Genomic DNA, 15,335 nt, shown 5'->3' on the forward strand with positions numbered 1-15,335 from the left:
CAAACGTTACCCCGGCCTTGTGCCGGGGTCCAACGCGCCTCCTGGGAAGTCAGCCGTTGGTGCACGTTGGATGCCGGGACAAGCCCGCATGACGACACGAGCTTGAGCGGCAAGGCCGCACCCTAAGCATCGATCAGAAGCGCTTCCGTCTTGGCAATGGCCGGCGGCGTGCCGACGTCGAACCACAACCCCTGATGGACGAAGCCGTAAGCACGCCCGGCCTCGATCGCGCGGTTCCAGAACAGGTTGGTCGAGAACGGCCCTTCCGGCCAATCGTGGATCACGCGCGGCGAGAGGATCTGGACGCCGGTATAGACGAACGGCGCCACCCTCCCAGGCTTGCGGCGCCCGGTGATGCGGCCGTTGGCGTCGAGGTGAAAATCGCCCAAGCCGCCATGATTATGCGCGCGCGCCAACGGCACCATCAGCAACAGCGCGTCCATCGCCTCGTCGTCCCAGCGCGACGCGAGCAGCTTGATCGTGTCCGCCGGTCCGTCGACCCACAGATTGTCGGCATTGGCGACGACGAACGGCTTGTCGCCGATCAGGTCGCGCGCTTTGACGATGCCGCCCCCGGTTTCCATCAACTGATCGCGCTCGTCGGAGACGATGATGTCGACGCCCTTCACCCGGTTCTTGAGGTGCGCTTCGAGCGCATCGGCGAGATAATGGACGTTGACCACCGCACGCTTGATCCCCGCCGCGCGGAGGCGGTCGAATACGTGATCGAGCAAGGGCTGACCGGCGACCTGGATCAGCGGCTTGGGTCGCGTCGCGGTGAGCGGACGCATGCGTTTGCCGATTCCCGCCGCCATCACCATCGCGGTTTCCGGAACCGTGCCGCCCGGATCGGGCCGCAGCGACAAGGTGCGTTTCGCGGTCATGCGCGGGCGATCTCCATCGGGTCGCCGCGCAGGTCGGCCGGGATATTGGCGTCGAACCAGGCCTTGACCGGCGCCAGTGCCGGGTGATCAAGATCGCGGTTCAGATAACGCCAGACGCGCGGGCACATCGCCGGATAGCGCGGCTTGCCGTCGCGCCGCCATAGCCGGGTGAAGATGCCGACGATCTTGGCGTTCCGCTGCGCGCCGAGGATGTGATAGGCCGCATCGAAATCGTCGCCCGCACCGGTCACGCGGCGATAGCGGTCGAGCATCGCCGCCTCGATCTCGGGCTCGACATCGCGGCGAGCGTCCTGCAGCAGCGACACCAAATCATAGGCCGGATGGCCCGCCAAAGCGTCCTGGAAATCGAGCAGGCCGAGCGCTTCGGTGCCGCCGATCAGCATCAGATTCTCGGCATGATAATCGCGCAGCACCGTCACCGGCTCGGCCGCCAGCGCATGGTCGAACACCTCGCCCCAGGCTTTGGCGTAGCCGTCGGTATCGACCGTCACGCCGATTGCCGGGCAATACCATTCGGTCAGCAAATCGGCTTCGCGCTGCAATTCCTTGCGGTCATAGGGACGCCACGGGCCGGCGGGTTCCCCGCGCAAGCGGATCAGGATATCGACCGCCGCCTCGTACATCCGCAACAGGCTTTCCGGCGCGGCATCGACCGTCTCGCGCATCCGGGCGTCACCGAAATCCTCGATCAGCACCAGTCCCTGCTCAAGGTCCGTGCCGAAGATCACCGGCGCGGGGAAACCGCGCGCGACCAGCCATTGCGCGACTTGGATGAACGGGCGCGGGTCCTCATGCGGTGGCGGCGCATCCATCAGGATCGCGCTGCGGCCGTGGTCGGCGACGCGGAAATAGCGCCGGAACGAGGCGTCGCCGGCGAGCGGCAGCACGTCGCCCTCTCCCCAGCCCAGTTTGGCAAGGAAATCGGCGGTCCCCGCCGGTGGATTCATGTCAAGGGCCATCGCCCCTCCCATGCCGCGGGCACGGTTGCTGTCAAGCGGCGTCCGCCATCGGGTGCGAAGTCCAAGGTCAATGCCAAGGCGTCCGGCCATCGGCCGGGCGCACGCTCGGGCCATTCGATCAGCAGGACCGAGTCCTCTCGCGCTTCGTCCAGCCCGAGTTCGTCGAGTTCGTCGACATGCTCGATCCGGTAGAGGTCGACATGCATCACCGGCAGCCGCGTCTCGGGTGGCGCATATGGCTGCACGATCGCAAAGGTCGGCGACGGCGCTTCCTCTTCGAGTCCCAAAGCCGCGAGCAGGCCACGAGCGATACTGGTCTTACCGGCGCCGAGAGAGCCGGATAGCGTGACGACATCGCCGGGACGGACCGCAGCGGCGAGAAGGGCGCCGAATTCCTCGCTGGCGGCAGCATCGGCGAGCAGCATCAATAGCCGCTCAACAGCATGTCGATGGCGTTCATGATTGCGTCCTGTTCAGCCGTAAGTGAATCGACGCGCACCCCAATCCGCTTGATTGGCACCGCGCCCATCGATTGGGTCAACATGACCATATCGTTTCCGGCAACGCTGAAGACGGGATTGAGGCGCGGGATCTTTCGCTCGACTCGGTCTGCGCGATACAAAGGGACCATCAGCCGCGAGTTGATCCCGTCGAGCAAATCGGTTTGGCAATCGAGCAGAAGCGGCCCGCCCTCACCGCGATGCACATCAAATCGTGCCATCAGAACGTGCGATACCGTTCGAGCGGCAAGCCGTTCTCCTCGATAAATCGGTTATATTCCTCGAAAGCCTCGGCATTCTCTTCCTTGAACCGGCGTTCCCGCTCAGCCTTCACTTCGCGCGCCAAACCTTCCTCACTCGCGCGGGAAACGTTGATGCCGAGTTGCTTGGCCTCTTCAACCAGGCGCGCGTCGAGCGACACGTTGGTTGGCCGGCGGAACGGCGCCCGATCTTCACGCACTCTCGCCATCACAATCTCCTATGCGCATAGATTATGCGCATCGAAATCGCGACGCAAGCTATCGCGGCAGCTCGACGATCAGCACTGCCCCCGCGCCGGGTTCGGACAATAACTGGATCGTGCCGCCATGCGCCTCGGCGAATTGCCGCGCGATCGGCAGGCCGAGCCCAAGCGCGCGGTCGTCATCGCGCGCCTGGTGTCCGCCAAAGCGATCGAACGCATGCTCGATCGCGTCCGGCGTCATTCCCGGACCATCGTCCGACACAACGATCCGCGCCGTCCGCACGTCACCATCGGTGTGGAGCAGCACGCGTCCGCCCTCGCCAATCCCGCCCACCGCGTGGCGCAGTAGATGCTCGATCATCTGGCGCAACTTCTTGGCATCGCCCTTCACCATGCCGGTCGACGGCGCGACCTCGATGGCGAAATCGACTTTCTTGCGCTTGGCGATCGGCGCGATTGTCTCCGCGGCGTTGTAGGCGGTGGTTTCCAGATCGACGCTGAGGCGTTCGATCTTGTTCTGATCGGCCTCGGTCAGATCGAGCACGTCGTCGACCAACGCCGCCAGCCGCGCGACCGATTCGAGGATCGCGTCGACATAGCCGTCGGCTTGTTTGGTAAGCTTGCCGGCATAGCCCTCGCCGAGCATTTCGGCGAAGCCCTGGATCGAGGTCAGCGGGGTGCGCAATTCATAGCTCATGTTCGCGACGAACGCGGTCTTGACCTGATCGGCCGCCTCCAGCGCCTCGTTGCGATCGCGCAGCGCCTGTTCGATGTGCCGGCTGTCGGAAATGTCGAGCATCGTGAATAGCGCGTTGCCGTCGGGGAGTGGCACGCCGGCGAATTCGAAATGGCGCCCGTCGGCGAACGCCACGCGGCCGCCGCGCTGTTGCCGGCCAACCGCCGCCGAACGCACGATCTCGGCAATCACGCTTGCCCGGCCTGGCTGCGCGAGCCGCGCGGCGCCCTTTTCGACCAGCGCGTCGATCCGGGGATGGCTGGTCAGGAACTCCTCGTCGAATTCCCACAGCTGGCGGAATTTGTTGTTCCAGATCTGCAACCGGCCGTCGCCCGCGAACACGCCCAGCGCCTCGAACAGATTATCGAACGTCGCGGTGCGGACGCGGAGCAAGGTATCGCGCGCGCTGGCAAGCTGGACCTGCTCGGTGCGATCCTCGAAAATCAGCAATAGCCCGCCGTCGGGCAACGGATTGCCGACCAGCCGCAGGTGCACCCCGCCAGGCAGCGTCCAGGTCTCTTCGATCGCGCCGGTCGCCGCCAGGAACCAGTCGCGGCGCTCCGCCTTCCAGCCGGGGAAATCGCGCACCTCGGGAAGCCGGTTCGCCTCGCGCATCCGTTCGAGCACGCGATCGAATTCGGGACGGTCGGCGAGCCATTCGCTGCGCATCGCGAACATGCGCTGGAACGACTGGTTGCAGAAAGCGAGGCTGCGGTCCGCCGCGAATTGCGCGACGCCGGCGGAAAGGCGATCGAGCATCGCGCGCTGGGCGTCGGAGAATCGCTTCATCCCGCCGCGCGCTTGCTCGAGATCCTCGATATCGATGGCAAAACCGGCCACCCCACCCGGCGGCGTCGGCAGCGGCACGTCGTGGATGCGGAGCATGCGCCGTGCGCCACCGATCGTCGCGGGCATCGATTGGACGTTGGGGCGATCCGTATCGCGGGCGACGAGCGCGCTCGCCAGCGGACCGCCGATTCCCGATCCCTCGATCAACTCCACCTGGCGCGCCACGACATCCTTGGCGTCGCTCGCCTCGACCGCGCGGACATAGGCCGAATTGACCATCGCCAGCCGCATGTCGGGTCCGCGGTACCACATCGGCAGTGGCGCAGCCTCGATCAGCCCGCGCAACGCGGCGAAGGCCTGGCCCAGGTCGGCGGCCTCGCCGCGCAACTGGCCGATCTGCGCCTGGCTTTCGGTCGAATCGAAGAACCAGACAACCACGCCGCCGGGCGACCCCACTTCGCGCGGCGCGCGCTGGCCGCGCACCGCGAGCATGCGGGTCGATCCTTGCGGGCGGATGGTCAGCGTGAATGGCTCGCCAGCCTTCTGCGCCGCGGTGACCGCATCGCCCAGCAGCACCGCGTCCTCGCTGGTCAGACCGGTGCCTGGCGCCACCAATTCCGCCAGATATTTGGGCGGGGGCGCCAGACCGAGCCAGTCGGCTAGCCGATCGGGCATTTCCAGCCGGCCATCGGCGCGCACCACCATCGCCAATGCCGGGGCAGACGCCAATAGCGCGTTCAGCTTGTCATTGCCCGCCATCGTCGCCGCGGCGGCGGCGCGGGCGCGCAATCCGGTGTACAGGATCCAGCACGTCGCGACGATCGCCAGAGCGAGAGCCGCCCCGACAAGGCCGAGGGTCGTCGTCGACACCATCAGAAACGGCCCCCGATCATCACCAGTCAACTAATCCCGTTCGCGCTTCACCCATCGAGCGCCTGCATCTTCGTAGAGAGAAGTGCAGGCATTCGACAAGCGGGACCCGAACGGGATCGGGCCGATCACAGCAATATCAGCGATAACAGACCTTCTTGACCGTCTCGACGACCTTGGCGGCCGAAATCAACGCGAGCTTTTCCAGGTTCGCGGCATAAGGGAGCGGCACGTCCTCATTGGCCACGCGCAACACCGGGGCGTCGAGGTCGTCAAACCCTTCCTCCATCACGAACGCGGCGACTTCGGACGCGATCGAACAAGTCGGCCAGCCTTCCTCGACCACGACGATACGGTTGGTCTTGGCCAGGCTCTTGAGCACCGTCTTGCGGTCGAGCGGGCGCAGGGTGCGCAGATCGACCACTTCGGCCTCGATGCCTTCCTTGGCGAGCTCGTCGGCGGCTTCCAGGCTGATCCCGACGCCGATCGAATAGCTGACGATCGTCACATCCTTGCCCTCGCGCATGATCCGCGCCTTGCCGATCGGGAGGACCCAATCCTCGACCTGCGGCACCTCGAACGAGCGGCCGTAGAGCAATTCGTTCTCAAGGAAGACAACCGGATCCTCGCTGCGGATCGCCGCCTTGAGCAGGCCTTTGGCGTCCGCCGCATCGTAGGGAGCGATCACGATCAGGCCAGGAACGCTGGCGTACCAGGGACCATAATTCTGCGAATGCTGTGCGCCGACACGGCTGGCCGCACCGTTGGGGCCGCGGAACACGATCGGGCAACGCATCTGGCCGCCCGACATGTAATTGGTCTTGGCCGCCGAATTGATGATGTGGTCGATCGCCTGCATCGCGAAGTTGAACGTCATGAACTCGACGATCGGGCGCAGGCCGCCCATCGCCGCGCCGGTGCCGACACCGGCAAAGCCATATTCGGTGATCGGCGTATCGATCACCCGCTTCTCGCCGAACTCGTCGAGCAGGCCCTGGGTGACCTTGTACGCGCCCTGATATTGCGCGACTTCCTCGCCCATCACGAAGACGCGCTCGTCCTTGCGCATTTCCTCGGCCATCGCGTCGCGCAGCGCCTCGCGCAGCGTCAGCTTGACCATCTCGGTACCGGCGGGAACTTCGGGGTCGGCGACTTCGGCGTCGTGTTTGGCCGCTTCGAACATTTGACGCGCGCCGGTCTCGACGAGGTGAGGTTCGGGCGTGCCGCTCTCGGCCGCTTCCTGGGCGACCTCGGGGTCTACAACCTTTGCTGCGGGCGCGGGTGCAGGCGTCGCCTTCGACACTTCCTCCCCCTCTGCCGCAAGGATCGCGATGACCGTGCCGACCTTCACATTGTCGGTACCCTCGGCAACCAGGATCTGTGCGATCGTGCCTTCGTCGACCGCCTCGAATTCCATCGTCGCCTTGTCAGTCTCGATCTCGGCCATGATGTCGCCCGACTTGACCGTGTCGCCTTCCTTGACGAGCCACTTGGCGAGCGTGCCTTCTTCCATCGTCGGCGACAGCGCCGGCATCTTGATCTCGATCGCCATCTCAGTACGACTCCACCAGCACGTCGGTATAAAGCTCGCCCACCTCGGGCTCCGGCGTCTGCTCGGCGAAGTCCGCCGCCTCGTTCACCTGCTTCCTGATCGCTGCCTCGGCGGCTTTCAGCTCGTCTTCCTTCACGCCCAGTTTCTCGAGCAATTGCTTGGCGTGCTCGATCGGGTCGGACTTGTCGCGGACCGCCTGGACTTCCTCGCGGCTGCGATATTTGGCCGGGTCCGACATCGAGTGGCCGCGATAGCGATAGGTCTTCATCTCGAGGATGAGCGGACCCTTGCCCGCACGGACCCAAGCGAGCGCTTCCTCGGCTGCCCCGCGGCACGCCAGCACGTCCATGCCGTCGACCTGGATGCCGGGAATGCGGAAGCTCTCACCGCGGCGATAGAGCTGGTCCTCGGACGAAGCTCGGTTGACGCTGGTGCCCATGGCATATTGGTTGTTCTCGATCACGTAGATGATCGGGAGCTTCCACAGCTCGGCCATGTTGAACGATTCGTAGACCTGGCCCTGATTGGCCGCGCCATCGCCGAAATAGGCGAGGCAGACGCCGCCGTCGTTCGAATATTTGTGTTTGAAGGCAAGCCCGGTGCCCAACGACACCTGCGCGCCGACGATGCCGTGCCCGCCGTAGAACTTCTTCTCGGTCGAGAACATATGCATCGACCCGCCTTTGCCCTTCGAGATGCCGGCGGCACGGCCGGTCAGCTCGGCCATGATCAGCTTGGGGTCGATGCCGTAGGCGAGCATGTGACCGTGATCGCGATACCCCGTGATCACGCTGTCCTTTTCGCCATCGAGCGCCGACTGGAGCCCGACCGCGACCGCTTCCTGGCCAATATAGAGGTGGCAGAAGCCACCGATGAAACCCAGGCCGTAAAGCTGGCCCGCTTTTTCCTCGAAGCGGCGAATCAGCAGCATCTGCTTGTAGAGTTCGAGCAGTTCCTCCTTCGACGCCTGATAGGGCTGCGGCTCATCGGGCCGCGGACGGTTGGTAACTGGGGGCTCGCTTTTGGCGCGCGCTGGGGCTTTTGCCACGATGGGGAAACCTCGTTTCCTTGGGGGAGAAAGGGCGGCCTATAGGCCGGACCTGTTGCGGTTTTCAATCGTGCGCTGCGACAGGGCCGAAACGGAGATCAACTTCGCAACGGACAAGCAACGCGATGGTTGCGGAATGCGGGCGGCACCGCCTAAGGCGAGCCAGATGTTCCCCGCCGACCATCCGTTCCGTATCGCCAATTTTCGCGCCTATTGGCTGTCGCGTTTTGCTGGCACCGTCGCGCTTTCCGCCATGTCGATCATCATCGGCTGGCAAGTCTATAGTCTCGCGCGGGACGTTCATCACCTCAGCATCAAGGAAGCAACTTTCCTGCTCGGCATGATCGGGGTGGCGCAGTTCGTGCCGCTGTTCCTGCTGACGCCGATCGTCGGGTTGGTCGCGGATACGTTCGACCGCCGCTGGATCGTGCGGTTCACTACCGCGCTGCTGGTGGCGACGACGGTGATGCTCGGCACCCTCACCTGGCTTCACGCGCTGAGCCTGCCGATGCTGTTCCTCGCCGCCGTGATGATCGGCTTGGCGCGCGCCTTTTCGGGTCCGGCCTATTCCGCGCTCGCCCCGAACCTGGTCCCGCGCGAGGTGCTGCCGACGGCGATCGCGGTCAGTTCGATCGCCTGGCAGGTCGGCGTGATCATCGGCCCCAGCCTGGGCGGCTTCCTTTACGCGATCCATCCCGATGCGGCCTACGGCACGTCGACCGCGCTCTTCCTCATCGCGCTGGGGATGATTTTCCTGATCGGCAAGGTGCCTCAGCCGCAGGCGCAGGCCGATCATCGCCCGCTCCATCGCATTGTCGAGGGGTTCCGCTATGTCCGCAACAACCGCCTGGTGCTGGCAGCGATCACTCTTGACCTGTTCGCCGTCCTGCTCGCAGGTTCGACTGCGTTGCTGCCTGTGTTCGCGCGCGATATTCTGCATGTTGGGGCACAAGGCTTGGGCCTGCTGGCAGCGGGCATGGGAATAGGTGCCACGACCACCGCCTTGTTCTTCTCGTTCCGCCCGATGAAGTCGAATGTCGGCATCAAAATGTTGATCGCAGTCATCGTGTTCGGCGCCGGTATTCTGACCTTCGGTCTCGCGCACACGATCACCGACGTGTTGGGAATCACCGACCTTACCGTCACACTGCCCAAGGCAGTTGCGAAGACTCTGCATCTCGCCTCCAGCCGCGTGGACGTAGCGCCGGCCTTTTGGCTGAGCCTGATCGCGCTGATCGTCGCGGGTTGCGCCGACATGGTGTCAGTCTATGTCCGCTCGTCGTTGATCCAGCTGCACACGCCCGACGCCATGCGTGGCCGCGTCTCCGCGGTGTCGCAGCTGACGATTTCGGCATCGAACGAGCTAGGCGAGGCCGAAAGCGGCCTGCTCGGCTCGATTTTGGGGCCGGTCGGCGCAGTCGTGTTCGGCGGTGTCGGCGCGATTGTCATCACGTTGCTCTGGGCACGGCTATACCCCGAACTTCGGCTTGCAAAGTCTTTCGACCCGCCCGACATCCTAGAAACTGCCCCCGAACACGGAGTGATCCAGCCATGAAGGCCAACACCATCCTGGAAACGATCGGCAACACCCCGCACATCCGCGTCCAGCGGCTGTTTCCAGACAGCGAGGTGTGGATCAAGTCCGAGCGCTCCAACCCCGGCGGCTCGATCAAGGATCGTATCGCGCTGAGCATGGTCGAGGCGGCCGAGCGCGACGGCAAGCTCAAGCCCGGCGGCACGATCATCGAGCCGACCAGCGGCAATACCGGTGTCGGCCTGGCGATGGTCGCCGCGGTCAAAGGCTACAAGATCGTCCTGGTAATGCCCGAATCGATGTCGATCGAGCGCCGCCGCCTGATGCTCGCTTATGGCGCGACCTTCGACCTCACGCCGCGCGAGAAAGGCATGAAGGGCGCGATCGAGCGCGCGCTCGAACTGATTGAGCAGACGCCCAATTCCTGGATGCCGCAACAGTTCGAAAATCCTGCGAACATCGACGTGCATGTGCAGACGACCGCACAGGAAATCCTCGCTGATTTCGCCGATTCTCCAATCGACGTGCTGATCACCGGCGTCGGCACGGGCGGACATATCACTGGCGTCGCGGAGACACTCAAGAAGAGCTGGCCGAACCTCAAAGTCTATGCGGTCGAGCCCGACGCCTCGCCGGTCATTTCGGGCGGCCAGCCAGGTCCGCACCCGATCCAGGGCATCGGCGCGGGCTTCATTCCGGCCAATCTCCACACTCAGGCACTCGACGGCGTGATCAAGGTCGACGCCGGGGTCGCCAAGGACATGGCGCGTCGCGCGGCGCGGGAGGAAGGCATGCTGATCGGGATCAGCTCGGGCGCGACGCTCGCAGCGATTCTGCAAAAACTCCCCGACCTTCCTGCCGGCACGCGCGTGCTTGGATTCAATTACGATACCGGCGAACGCTATCTGTCAGTGCCCGACTTCCTGCCCGAAAGCTGAGCAGTCCGGCATAGGAAAGACCCGTTTCGAGGGAACAAATCCGGCCTTCGGGGTTTTGGCAGCGGACGCTTTGCGCTAAGGGCTTGCGCGCGCGCGATATCGCGCAGGTGCGTGCGCGCCTCCTCCACAGGTAGAAATTTGATCGACTCGCCGACCCGCTCCCCCTCGCTCGCGCTGCGCCTGATCCTGGGTGTGGTGGCGATCCTGCTGGTCGCGGTTCCTGTCGCGATCATCACGTTGATGCCCCACGTGCGCCCGGTTCCGAAAGGCGTGACTGTCCTGCCGCAGCGTGTCGTCCCCCCGACCGAATTGCCACCGGTCGAGCCCGTCCAGTTCCAGTCGGTCGATCCCAATGACGCCAAGGCCTTCAACGCCAACGTCCCCTTCTCGACCCTGCCCAATCCCGCCGCCCGTCCGTTCATCTTTTCGGGCTCGACCGATGCGCGGCTGCGCGCGATCGACTGTCTGGCCGTTGCCCAACTCTACGAAGCGGGCGACGATACCGACGGTGAGCGAGCGGTGGCACAGGTCGTGCTCAACCGCGTCCGCCATCCGGCCTTCCCCAAATCGGTGTGCGGCGTGGTGTTCCAGGGGTCGGACCGCAGCACCGGGTGTCAGTTCAGTTTTTCGTGCGACGGTGCGCTGACGCGCTGGCGGCCCAGCCCTACAGCCTGGAAGCGCGCGCGTGACGTGGCGATCGCGGCCTTGAACGGCTCGGTCGACGCCAAGGTCGGCTACGCGACGCATTACCACACTGACTGGGTGGTGCCCTATTGGAGCGCGAGCCTCGACAAGATCGCGGCAGTAAAGACGCATCTGTTCTTCCGCTGGACCGGTTGGTGGGGAACGCCCGCCGCCTTCCTCAAGAGGGTTTCGGGATCCGAGCCGAACATCGCCGCTCTTGGCGGCTTGTCGAGCGCGCATATCGGCGAGGTCGACGTCGCCAACGTTAGTCCCGCCGAGATCAACGGCGCCCCGACCGTAGGCGAAGCTGCCGGCTCGCCCTTGTCGATCGATCCCAACAGCTTCCTCGTCACGCTCGATGCCCGCACCGGTGCGGATTCGTTCCCAACGGTGGCGACCAAGGCGTGCGGCGCGCGCGATTATTGCAAGTTGATGGCCTGGACCGACAAGGCGCACACCCCGGCCAATTTGCCGCTTGGCCAGGCGCAGATCGCGACGATGTCGTTCAGCTATCTGCGCGACAAGGCGCATGGCTATGAAAAGGCGCTGTGGAACTGCGCGCAATTCAAGCGCGCGTCCAAGGGCGAATGCATGAAGCTCCAGGTGCTCGGCCTGCCCCAGACGACGACGCCAGCGCCGGGCACGCGCCCCCTCACCCCGCCTCCGGTGACCGGCACAACACCGGGCAAGCCTGGCGCGGCGCCGTCGACCATGACCTTCTCGGTGAAACCGACCGCGGCGACCGTGCCTGACGGGCTCAATGGGGTGCGCCGCAAACCGGCCGATGCCGCTCCCGCGCCCAAGGCCGCCGCCACGCCGGCACCGCGCCCAACCGCATCGCTTCCCGAGCGGCCCTAACCGTCATCCACTCGCGAACAGCGCCGGCCATTGCGCCGCGCGTCGGGATCTCCTCGCGCAGCAATGGGTGAGCACGGCTGAAACCGTCCGAACCGTTCGATTTGCGCGGGCCCTGACGGCTCCGCACCTGGAACCTCGGGCGTTTTCCAGTCATTTCATCGCGAGAATGATGTTGGACGCGATCTGCAACGTCATTCCTTTTGGGGCGTCATGAACGACGCGGCGATGGAGCAGGCATCGCCGTGGGCGCGAGTTGCTTATGTCAGGGCCCATTGGGAATGCATGATCTAACGTCGAACATAGGGTCGTTGCGCGTGCGGCACGTACGAGCCGATCGAAGCCACGCGGCTCTGTTCATCGCTTTCTCCGTCGTCCTCGCCCAATTGTCGTTATTCTATCATCCGGCGGGGTTCGCCGGCGGTCCGAGCGACGACCAGCAATATCTCGACATAGCGCTGGGCTGGTATGCGCACGGCCCACAGATCGGCACGTCGCATTGGGCTTTGCGCCACCCGTTGATCCTGTCGATCACCGCCATCTTCCACCTGTTCGGACCGTCGATCGACTCGCTGCTGCTGGTGCCGCGCCTGTTCTACGCCTTGTTCGTCGGTGTGACGGTGGCGACGATTCTGCGGCTGGCAGGGCGTCGCGCCGCGGCGGTCTGGCTGGTGCTGGTCATCCTGTCGCCGGTGATCCACGCAATGGCTACCAGCTGCTTTCCCGAAATGCTCGAACTCGCGTTCAGCGCGACGTCGATCTGGGCATTCCTCAATGCCCGGCGCTCGAGCGGTGGCGCCGGCATAGGTTGGTCGCTGCTCTCGGGCCTGATGCTCGGCTGCGCGGTGCTGACGCGAGAGACGGCGGCGTTCGTGCTGCTCTTCTACGGCTGGGCGTTCCTGCGTGATCCGGCAATGCCGCGCCGGACCTATCTCTTGCTCGGGTTCGGCTTCGCTTTGCCGCTGTTGGTCGACAATGGCTGGCTATGGGCGATGACCGGCGACCCACTCTATCGCCTGCACATCGACAAGCATCACGTTCTCATCGCCAGCGATCACATGATCGGCAAGACCTATGCCGGCAGCCCGTTCCTCAACCCCGATCTCGCCAGCCGGTGGATTCCCGCTGGCCCGACACGCCTGCATTGGGCGATCAATCCGCTGGGCGATTTCCTGATCGATCCGGCGTTCGGCTTCGTCATCCTGGGATGGGCGTTGAGCGCGCTGCCATTCTTCCGCGATCGAGCGATCCCCCGGCCCAGGATATCGACGCTGTTGCTGCTGCTGTTCGCGGTCGCCAGCTATGTGACCGTCACCTGGGTGTTCACGCTCAGGCCGCAGCCGCGTTATTATCTGTTCGTCGTAGCCGCCACGACGATCGGCTTCGCGCTCTATCTCGACGCGGCGCTGGCGATCCCCAGGCTCAAGCGGCGCGTATCGATCCTGCTCGGCCTGGTCCTGCTGGGCGGCGGCATCACCATCGCCGTCGCACCCGACCAAGGCTGGCAAGCGAAGTTGGTCGTGCCTTATATGGCCGCGCATCCCGGGCAATATAGCGCCGAGGATCATGTCGTCGGCCGGGCCTCCTACCCGCTGGCGCGGCTGGGCATGGCGGGCAAGTTGACCACGGCCGAGCCGGCGGTGGGCGAGTATCGCTTTCGTCTGATCAGCAGCGCGATGTTCAACGGCTCGGCGCCGTTCCCGCACGATCCCGATTATCGAGAGATCACCTATCTCGACCGCCCCTCGCCAGGGCTGCTGTTGCTGGTGCGCCCGCACTTCCGCACCGGTATCCTGGTCGAGCAGCGGATACGTTAGAGAGAATTACCCTCTCCCGCTTGCGGGAGTGGGTGGGGCCCGCCGCGAAGCGGTGGGGGGTGAGGGTCTTCTTACTTCTTCTTGGTTTTTAGCCGTGCGGAAGAAGAAAGAAGACCCTCACCCAACCTCTCCCGCAAGCGGGAGAGGAGCTTGGAAGCAATGCAGCCATCGCTGGACAAGTCGCGTCGATCATGCTGCCATTGGGCGCGTCTCCCGCCCTCCACCTAACATGGACACCTTCGTGCAGACGAAATTCGATCGGCGATCCTTTATCGCAATGACAGGAATGTTAGCGCTCCCTGCCCGGGCGTGGGCCGAGCCGCTATCGACGATCACCATCGGCGCGCCCGGAACCGGCGGCGTAACGGTTCCGGAAGATTTCCTGGGCCTGAGCTACGAGACGCCGCAACTCTACAACCACGCGTTCTTCTCACCTCACAATCAGCAGCTGATCGAGGCGTTTCGCGGGATCGCGCCGCATGGCGTGCTGCGCTTCGGCGGATCGCTCAGCGCCTATAGCCGATGGCGGCGGCCAGGCGCGGATTTCGGGAGCGTGAAAGAGGAAAGCGCGATCGCCACGCAACGCAATTGGGAGTGGAAGCTGCTCGATCCGCCGCTGACACACCCCATCGCCGGCGCGATCACGCCCGAGGCGTTGCGGTCGCTGCGCGGCTTTCTCGATGCGACCGGTTGGCGGTGCATCTACGGCCTAAATTTCGGCTCCGGCACGATCGCGCGCGCCGTCGACGAAGCCGACCATGTCCATCGCATTCTCGGCCCGCGCTTGTTATGTTTCCAGCTCGGCAACGAGGCTGATTTCTGGGCCGGCAACCCGCTCCTGCGCGGCAAGGATTATTCCTTCGACCTTTATTGGGACGAGTATCGATCCTTTGTCCGGGCGGTCCGTGCACGGGTTCCGAAGGCACCATTCGCCGGCCCCGACGTGGCGATCAATCTCGATTGGCTGGCGCGGTTCGCCGAGCGTGCGCGTGGCGATGCGCTGTTCTGCAGCGGCCATTATTACGGCATGGGTCCGGCATCGGATCCGCGGATGGACGCTCGAAAGCTGCTCGCGAACGGCAATGAGAAGCTGGCGCAGGAGATGGCCGCGGTGGAGGAGATCGCGACGCGGACAGGAATGCGGTTCCGCATGACCGAGGGCAATTCGTGTTTCGGCGGCGGCAAAGCAGGCGTCAGCGACGCCTTCGCCTCGGCATTGTGGGGATTCGATTACGCGCTACAGACCGCAAGCGCGGGCTATCTCGGCATCAATCTGCATGGTGGCGGCGAAGGTTTCTATACACCGATCGCGTCGAGCCCCGCCGGCCAAGTGCTGCGCCCATTACATTACGGCATGGCGTCGTTCGCGCCGTTCCTCGGCACTCGCCTCAGAGTGTGCCCGATCGCCGAAACGCTAAATGCGACTTCCTATCTAGCCGACAACGGCCGGACGCGGCTGCTGGCGATCATCAACAAGTCCGGCACACCGCTGACGATCCGGCTCGCGGACAGGCTCGGTCTCTCGACCCCGCCGAGCTCCGGACACCTGCTGTCGGCGCCTGCACTCGACGACAAGGTGCATATTCGGATCGAGCCGATCGTGCCGAACAGTGCGTTCCTGCCGACGGTCCCACCCTATTCGGCGCTGACGCTGCGATGGGACCGAACCGCCTGACGCGTCGCAG

13 protein-coding genes are annotated in these 15,335 nt (G+C 64.6%); 5 read left to right on the top strand and 8 right to left on the bottom strand.

Annotation, left to right across the window (positions count from 1 at the left end):
- Window positions 1-122 precede the first annotated feature (122 nt).
- The 8 genes from AC1DRD_RS12245 to pdhA form a co-directional block, all read right to left on the bottom strand.
- Window positions 123-884, bottom strand: a complete 762-nt coding sequence (locus tag AC1DRD_RS12245) for a nucleotidyltransferase family protein (protein ID WP_478029053.1) — start codon at window positions 882-884, stop codon at window positions 123-125.
- The gene (locus AC1DRD_RS12250; RefSeq protein WP_478029521.1) at window positions 881-1,852 is read right to left on the bottom strand and encodes an aminoglycoside phosphotransferase family protein; all 972 of its coding nucleotides are present in this window, start codon (window positions 1,850-1,852) and stop codon (window positions 881-883) included. Before AC1DRD_RS12250 ends, AC1DRD_RS12245 begins: the two co-directional genes overlap by 4 nt.
- On the bottom strand, window positions 1,849-2,289 hold the full coding sequence (gene tsaE / locus AC1DRD_RS12255) for a tRNA (adenosine(37)-N6)-threonylcarbamoyltransferase complex ATPase subunit type 1 TsaE (protein ID WP_478029054.1): 441 nt from the start codon (window positions 2,287-2,289) through the stop codon (window positions 1,849-1,851). Before tsaE ends, AC1DRD_RS12250 begins: the two co-directional genes overlap by 4 nt.
- Window positions 2,289-2,585 (bottom strand): CcdB family protein, encoded by a 297-nt coding sequence (locus AC1DRD_RS12260; RefSeq protein ID WP_478029055.1) that lies wholly within the window; start codon window positions 2,583-2,585, stop codon window positions 2,289-2,291. Before AC1DRD_RS12260 ends, tsaE begins: the two co-directional genes overlap by 1 nt.
- Window positions 2,585-2,833: a type II toxin-antitoxin system CcdA family antitoxin gene (locus tag AC1DRD_RS12265; RefSeq protein WP_478029056.1), complete on the bottom strand. Its 249-nt coding sequence runs from the start codon at window positions 2,831-2,833 to the stop codon at window positions 2,585-2,587. The genes AC1DRD_RS12260 and AC1DRD_RS12265 overlap by 1 nt, the downstream gene beginning before the upstream one ends.
- A 49-nt stretch (window positions 2,834-2,882) precedes the next feature.
- Entirely contained in the window at window positions 2,883-5,225 is a 2,343-nt protein-coding gene (locus tag AC1DRD_RS12270; RefSeq protein WP_478041581.1) for a PAS domain-containing sensor histidine kinase, read from the bottom strand.
- A 136-nt stretch (window positions 5,226-5,361) separates the two neighbouring features.
- Window positions 5,362-6,774, bottom strand: a complete 1,413-nt coding sequence (locus AC1DRD_RS12275) for a pyruvate dehydrogenase complex E1 component subunit beta (protein WP_478041582.1) — start codon at window positions 6,772-6,774, stop codon at window positions 5,362-5,364.
- A 1-nt stretch (window position 6,775) separates the two neighbouring features.
- Complete coding sequence (gene pdhA, locus AC1DRD_RS12280; protein WP_478041583.1) at window positions 6,776-7,822, bottom strand: pyruvate dehydrogenase (acetyl-transferring) E1 component subunit alpha; 1,047 nt, start codon at window positions 7,820-7,822, stop codon at window positions 6,776-6,778.
- Between the two features lie 166 nt (window positions 7,823-7,988).
- On the opposite strand from pdhA, the gene AC1DRD_RS12285 reads away from it, so the two are divergent.
- The 5 genes from AC1DRD_RS12285 to AC1DRD_RS12305 all read left to right on the top strand — a co-directional run bounded on the left by AC1DRD_RS12285 (window position 7,989) and on the right by AC1DRD_RS12305 (window position 15,325).
- On the top strand, window positions 7,989-9,377 hold the full coding sequence (locus AC1DRD_RS12285) for an MFS transporter (RefSeq protein WP_478029060.1): 1,389 nt from the start codon (window positions 7,989-7,991) through the stop codon (window positions 9,375-9,377).
- Entirely contained in the window at window positions 9,374-10,294 is a 921-nt protein-coding gene (cysK, locus tag AC1DRD_RS12290; protein WP_478029061.1) for a cysteine synthase A, read from the top strand. The genes AC1DRD_RS12285 and cysK overlap by 4 nt, the downstream gene beginning before the upstream one ends.
- A 138-nt stretch (window positions 10,295-10,432) precedes the next feature.
- Entirely contained in the window at window positions 10,433-11,836 is a 1,404-nt protein-coding gene (locus AC1DRD_RS12295; RefSeq protein WP_478041584.1) for a cell wall hydrolase, read from the top strand.
- Between the two features lie 314 nt (window positions 11,837-12,150).
- Window positions 12,151-13,650 carry an ArnT family glycosyltransferase gene (locus AC1DRD_RS12300; RefSeq protein WP_478041585.1) on the top strand — a complete coding sequence of 500 codons (1,500 nt, stop codon included), beginning with the start codon at window positions 12,151-12,153 and terminating at the stop codon, window positions 13,648-13,650.
- 277 nt (window positions 13,651-13,927) lie between these two features.
- Window positions 13,928-15,325 carry a hypothetical protein gene (locus tag AC1DRD_RS12305; protein ID WP_478041586.1) on the top strand — a complete coding sequence of 466 codons (1,398 nt, stop codon included), beginning with the start codon at window positions 13,928-13,930 and terminating at the stop codon, window positions 15,323-15,325.
- Window positions 15,326-15,335: the final 10 nt, after the last annotated feature.

This window comes from Sphingomonas sp. P4_G2, from assembly GCF_056401155.1.

What these genes read in the sequence shown, in the direction of transcription:
- AC1DRD_RS12245 (WP_478029053.1), bottom strand. Translation starts at nt 884, where the DNA reads ATGACCGCGAAACGCACCTTGTCGCTGCGGCCCGATCCGGGCGGCACG.
- AC1DRD_RS12250 (WP_478029521.1), bottom strand. Translation starts at nt 1,852, where the DNA reads ATGAATCCACCGGCGGGGACCGCCGATTTCCTTGCCAAACTGGGCTGG.
- tsaE (WP_478029054.1), bottom strand. Translation starts at nt 2,289, where the DNA reads ATGCTGCTCGCCGATGCTGCCGCCAGCGAGGAATTCGGCGCCCTTCTC.
- AC1DRD_RS12260 (WP_478029055.1), bottom strand. Translation starts at nt 2,585, where the DNA reads ATGGCACGATTTGATGTGCATCGCGGTGAGGGCGGGCCGCTTCTGCTC.
- AC1DRD_RS12265 (WP_478029056.1), bottom strand. Translation starts at nt 2,833, where the DNA reads ATGGCGAGAGTGCGTGAAGATCGGGCGCCGTTCCGCCGGCCAACCAAC.
- AC1DRD_RS12270 (WP_478041581.1), bottom strand. Translation starts at nt 5,225, where the DNA reads ATGGTGTCGACGACGACCCTCGGCCTTGTCGGGGCGGCTCTCGCTCTG.
- AC1DRD_RS12275 (WP_478041582.1), bottom strand. Translation starts at nt 6,774, where the DNA reads ATGGCGATCGAGATCAAGATGCCGGCGCTGTCGCCGACGATGGAAGAA.
- AC1DRD_RS12285 (WP_478029060.1), top strand. Translation starts at nt 7,989, where the DNA reads ATGTTCCCCGCCGACCATCCGTTCCGTATCGCCAATTTTCGCGCCTAT.
- cysK (WP_478029061.1), top strand. Translation starts at nt 9,374, where the DNA reads ATGAAGGCCAACACCATCCTGGAAACGATCGGCAACACCCCGCACATC.
- AC1DRD_RS12305 (WP_478041586.1), top strand. Translation starts at nt 13,928, where the DNA reads ATGACAGGAATGTTAGCGCTCCCTGCCCGGGCGTGGGCCGAGCCGCTA.